The organism is Streptomyces acidicola (assembly GCF_009377235.1).
Lineage (GTDB): Bacteria > Actinomycetota > Actinomycetes > Streptomycetales > Streptomycetaceae > Streptomyces > Streptomyces acidicola.
Map to the genome: position 1 here is coordinate 1 of NZ_VMNX01000422.1, position 4,178 is coordinate 4,178.

At 72.3% G+C, this 4,178-nt stretch carries 6 protein-coding genes; 1 reads left to right on the forward strand and 5 read right to left on the reverse strand.

Features of this window, described 5'->3' with window-relative positions:
* Positions 1-41: 41 nt before the first annotated feature.
* From FPZ41_RS45250 to FPZ41_RS47655, 4 genes are read right to left on the reverse strand one after another with little or no spacing between them, the layout of a single operon-like run.
* The gene (locus FPZ41_RS45250) at positions 42-479 is read right to left on the reverse strand and encodes a DUF3618 domain-containing protein (protein ID WP_152870600.1); all 438 of its coding nucleotides are present in this window, start codon (positions 477-479) and stop codon (positions 42-44) included.
* The gene (locus FPZ41_RS45255; protein ID WP_322621547.1) at positions 476-904 is read right to left on the reverse strand and encodes a phage holin family protein; all 429 of its coding nucleotides are present in this window, start codon (positions 902-904) and stop codon (positions 476-478) included. Before FPZ41_RS45255 ends, FPZ41_RS45250 begins: the two co-directional genes overlap by 4 nt.
* A 53-nt stretch (positions 905-957) precedes the next feature.
* A complete protein-coding gene (locus tag FPZ41_RS45260; protein WP_152870602.1) occupies positions 958-1,698 on the reverse strand; it encodes a hypothetical protein in 741 nt (246 codons plus the stop codon).
* Entirely contained in the window at positions 1,695-1,838 is a 144-nt protein-coding gene (locus tag FPZ41_RS47655; protein WP_194236451.1) for a hypothetical protein, read from the reverse strand. The genes FPZ41_RS45260 and FPZ41_RS47655 overlap by 4 nt, the downstream gene beginning before the upstream one ends.
* A 188-nt stretch (positions 1,839-2,026) precedes the next feature.
* Here FPZ41_RS47655 and dapA point away from each other — a divergent pair, with 188 nt between their 5' ends.
* On the forward strand, positions 2,027-2,923 hold the full coding sequence (gene dapA, locus FPZ41_RS45265) for a 4-hydroxy-tetrahydrodipicolinate synthase (protein WP_152870603.1): 897 nt from the start codon (positions 2,027-2,029) through the stop codon (positions 2,921-2,923).
* 127 nt (positions 2,924-3,050) lie between these two features.
* Here the strand turns inward: dapA and dapD are convergent, their stop codons facing one another.
* Complete coding sequence (gene dapD, locus FPZ41_RS45270) at positions 3,051-4,052, reverse strand: 2,3,4,5-tetrahydropyridine-2,6-dicarboxylate N-succinyltransferase (protein WP_152870605.1); 1,002 nt, start codon at positions 4,050-4,052, stop codon at positions 3,051-3,053.
* Positions 4,053-4,178: the final 126 nt, after the last annotated feature.

Consider the following 4,178-nt stretch of genomic DNA (forward strand, 5'->3'; position numbering starts at 1 on the left):
CCTCAGCACCCACCCCCACCCCAGCCGCCGGAGGCACCCCGCTACATACGCCGCATCCGCTGCACGCGCCGCGCGACGTCATGACGGAGCGCCGAGGCAGAGCGGCGCCGCCCACACATCACAGTCCGCGACGCCTCGTGCTGCCGCCGGACCACCGCGCCGACGGCCGCCGCGGCGACGCCCGCACCCACACCGCCGATCACCACAACCCGCCGCACACGTGGCACCCGTTCCCGCACGGAGTGCGCCGCATGGGAGGCAGAGCCCCTCAGCTCCGCCACCTGGGCCCGAGCCCGCGCCTTCACATCGGTCTTGGCAACCAACTCCTCAACGGTGTCGCCGAGCTGATGACGCGTCATCGCGATCTGCTGCCGCAGCTCGTCGGGCCCTTTGGCCCCGGCCGAACGAGGAGGCTGTGGCGCGCCCCTCGAACCAGCCGAGCCCGTCGAACCAGCCGAACCGCCGGAGGTACTCGTCATCGGTGCGCCCTTCCCTTGATCTCCTCGACATCCGCCCTGAGGCTGCCGATGGCCTGCGCGGGCGTGGCCGGCTTGGCGCGGCGCAGCTGAGCGCGCCCGGTCGCCGCCAGCACGGCCGCGATCACGAAGAGCGCCCCCGCAACGATGAGCGCGGCGGCCCACACGGGCAGCACCAGCGCCAGCGCGGCCGCGGCGGCACCCGACAGAGCCATGAGGCCCACGTAGCCGATGGCGCCGGACGCACCCAGCAGTCCGCCGCCACGCCCCGCGCGGCGTCCCTTCGCGGCCAGCTCCTCCTTGGCGAGAGCGAGTTCCTGCCGTACAAGCGTGGAGAGCTGTTCGGTGGCCTGCCCGACCAGTTCGCCGACGGAATGGTGCTCGGCCGCCGTGGGTCGTGCGGGCCTGGTGTCCAGGGTCCCTGTCACTGTGTCCCGCCTCCTCTCGTCCGGGGCGCTCCGAGTACCCGGCCCGGCCGGCGTTACCCCTGCGGAGGCGATCCCTGCGGCGGCGCCCCGGGTCCGCGTTCGCCGAGCCTGGCCAGCCGGCCCTGGAACCAGTCGAGCCGCGCCTGGAGCAGCGCCGCCTCCGCGACGAGTTCGGGGACGCCCAGATTTCCGGACAACCGGGCGGGACCAGATGAACCGCACGATTCATCCGCCACCGCGCCCGCACCCGCGGCCGCACCCCCAGCAGCCCGCACCCGAAGCCCCTCCCCCGCCAGCCGGGCAAAGGAGGCAAGCGACACCGACGTACGCCCACGGACACAGCCCGCGCACGCGGCGGCCAGTGCGCGCCAGCCCGGCCGCCCCCAGCCGGCGTCGGCCAGGGCCACGGCCGCCGCTCCGCACGCGCACGGCCCGACCGTCGCACACCTCACCCGCTGGCGCGCGTAGCGGAAGCCGAGTTCGAAGCGGATGTACGAGCCGAGCACGGAGACCTCCAGCAGCACGGCCGCGCGGTGCTCGCCGGTGCACAGCAGCGCCTCGGCCGCCGCACGGTCGTGCACACAGTGGAAGCCGCAGTCGCACAGGCGCGCGGGGGCACGGTGCCTGAGTCCGTAGACACACCGGGCCTCGTCGAGGACCCCGTACGGCAGCGCACCACCCAGCGACACCCCGGTGAAACCGGCCCGGGTGCCGTCCTGGGACAGCATCGGGTGGGCGATCTTGTATCCGGTCGGCGGCTCCGCCGGACGTTCCTCGGGGAGCCGCAGCCTCATCGCGCGACCGGTACCTCTTCAGCCGGGGCCGCCTCCGACTCCTCGGCCCCCGCGGTCTCTTCGGGGAGTCGCAGTTCCTCCTCGTACGGCTGGTCCTGCTCCTCCGCGACCCCGGTGGCGAGTGCCTTGCCGAGCCTCATGACGCCTCCCATGACCGTGACGTGACGTTGCTGACCGTCATGGCCATGGTGACCCAAAAGGGGCGGCTTCGCAGCAGGGCCTCTCACCTCGCGTCAAGGACACACGGCACGTCTCCGTAGCAAGTCTGACCGACATCTCGTAGAAGAATTAAGTAGATCTTCACCGTGACCGTGCCGACACTACCCCCATGACCACTCCACGCCCCGCCCCCTTCGGCCGCGCGCTCTGCGCGATGATCACACCCTTCACCGCGGAGGGCGCACTGGACCTCGACGGCGCGCAGCGGCTGGCCGACCGGCTGGTGGCCGGGGGCTGCGACGGTCTGGTCCTGTCCGGTACGACGGGTGAGTCGCCCACCACGTCGGACACGGAGAAGGCGGGGCTCGTGCGTGTGGTCCGGGAGGCGGTCGGGGACCGTGCCCATATCGTCGCGGGCGTGGGGACGGCCGACACGCGGCACACCGTGGAGCTCGCCCTGGCGGCCGAAAAGGCGGGAGCGGACGGCCTGTTGGCGGTCACGCCGTACTACAGCAGGCCCCCGCAGGACGCCGTCGAGGCCCACTTCCGCGAACTCGCCGACGCCTGCGGGCTGCCGCTCGCCCTGTACGACATCCCCGGCCGCACCGGCACCCGCATCGAGCCGGAGACCATGATCCGGCTCGCCGAGCACCCGCGGATCGTGGCGGTGAAGGACTGCGCGTACGACCTGCTGGGCACCCAGAAGGTGCTGGCCCGGACGGGGATGGCGTACTACACGGGCTGCGACGAGTACGTGCTGGCGCTGTACGCGATCGGCGGGACCGGGTACATCAGCACCGTCGCGAATGTGACGCCCCGACACTTCCGGGCGGTCATCGACGCGTTCGACGCGGGGGACACGGCCGAGGCCGCCCGTCGCCAGCGACTCACCATCCCGCTGACCGAGCTGATGATGGGTTCCGGACTGCCCGGCACCGTGACCGCGAAGGCACTGCTCAGCCGGCTGGGGCTGCCCGCCGGCCCGGTCCGGGCGCCGCTGCGACCCGCCGGCCGGGAGGCGTCCGACGGGCTGCTGGCGGCATACGAGGGGTTGGTCGCCGCCTGACCACAGCATCTCGAAGAAAGCCGGGCGCCCTCCCGCAAGCCGCGGGAGGACGCCCATCGTCTACGGACCCATCGTCTACGGACGCATGGACCGTGCGGACCATACGGTCCGCGCGGTCCATACGTTCTCAGTTGTGGCTGTGGAGGATCTCGTTCAGACCGCCCCAGACCGCGTTGTTCGGGCGGGCCTCGACCTTGCCGGTGATGGAGTTGCGGCGGAACAGGATGTTCGAGGCACCGGACAACTCACGGGCCTTGACGATCTGCCCGTCGGGCATGGTGACGCGGGTGCCGGCGGTGACGTACAGGCCGGCCTCGACGACGCACTCGTCGCCGAGCGCGATGCCGACGCCCGCCTCGGCGCCGACCAGGCAACGCTCGCCGATGGCGATGATCACGTTGCCACCGCCGGACAACGTACCCATCGTGGAGGCGCCACCGCCGATGTCGGAACCGTCACCGACGATGACACCGGCGGAGATGCGGCCCTCGACCATCGAGGTGCCCAGGGTGCCCGCGTTGAAGTTCACGAAGCCCTCGTGCATCACGGTGGTGCCCTCGGCGAGGTGCGCACCGAGTCGCACGCGGTCCGCGTCGGCGATACGGACGCCCTTCGGGACGACGTAGTCCGTCATGCGCGGGAACTTGTCGACTGACGTCACCTGGAGGTGCAGCCCCTCGGCGCGCGCGTTGAGCCGGACCTTCTCGATGTCGTCGACGGCGACCGGGCCGAGCGAGGTCCAGGCGACGTTGGCGAGGAAGCCGAACATGCCGTCGAGGCTCAGGCCGTGCGGCTTGACGAGCCGGTGCGACAACAGGTGGAGGCGCAGGTAGACGTCGTGCGCGTCGATCGGCTTCTCGTCGAGGGAGGCGATGACCGTACGGACCGCGACCACCTCGACGCCCCGGCGGGGGTCCGGGCCGATCGCCTTCGCGGCGCCCTCACCGAGCAGTTCCGCGGCCTTCTCGGCGGACAGCCGCTCACTGCCGGCCGGGCCGGGGCCCTCGGCGGTCGCAGTGGTCAGCTCGGGCGCGGGGAACCAGGTGTCGAGAACGGTGCCGTCGGCGGCGATCGTGGCGAGACCGGCGGCCACGGCGCCGGTGGTGCGAGGAGCAGTCGTGTCGGTCATGAGGGCAACCTAACCGGCGGGGGGTCGTGGAGGCGAACCGGTGGGAGGGGCGTCTCATGTGCCGGTCGCAGGTGCGGGTGGGGCGTGGCGCGAGCCCGGGTTTTCTCGCCCCCGCCGCCCCTACCC

Excerpts from the sequence above, each read along its gene's own strand:
- FPZ41_RS45250 (WP_152870600.1), bottom strand. The coding sequence starts at position 479 with ATGACGAGTACCTCCGGCGGTTCGGCTGGTTCGACGGGCTCGGCTGGT.
- FPZ41_RS45260 (WP_152870602.1), bottom strand. The coding sequence starts at position 1,698 with ATGAGGCTGCGGCTCCCCGAGGAACGTCCGGCGGAGCCGCCGACCGGA.
- FPZ41_RS47655 (WP_194236451.1), bottom strand. The coding sequence starts at position 1,838 with ATGAGGCTCGGCAAGGCACTCGCCACCGGGGTCGCGGAGGAGCAGGAC.
- dapA (WP_152870603.1), top strand. The coding sequence starts at position 2,027 with ATGACCACTCCACGCCCCGCCCCCTTCGGCCGCGCGCTCTGCGCGATG.
- dapD (WP_152870605.1), bottom strand. The coding sequence starts at position 4,052 with ATGACCGACACGACTGCTCCTCGCACCACCGGCGCCGTGGCCGCCGGT.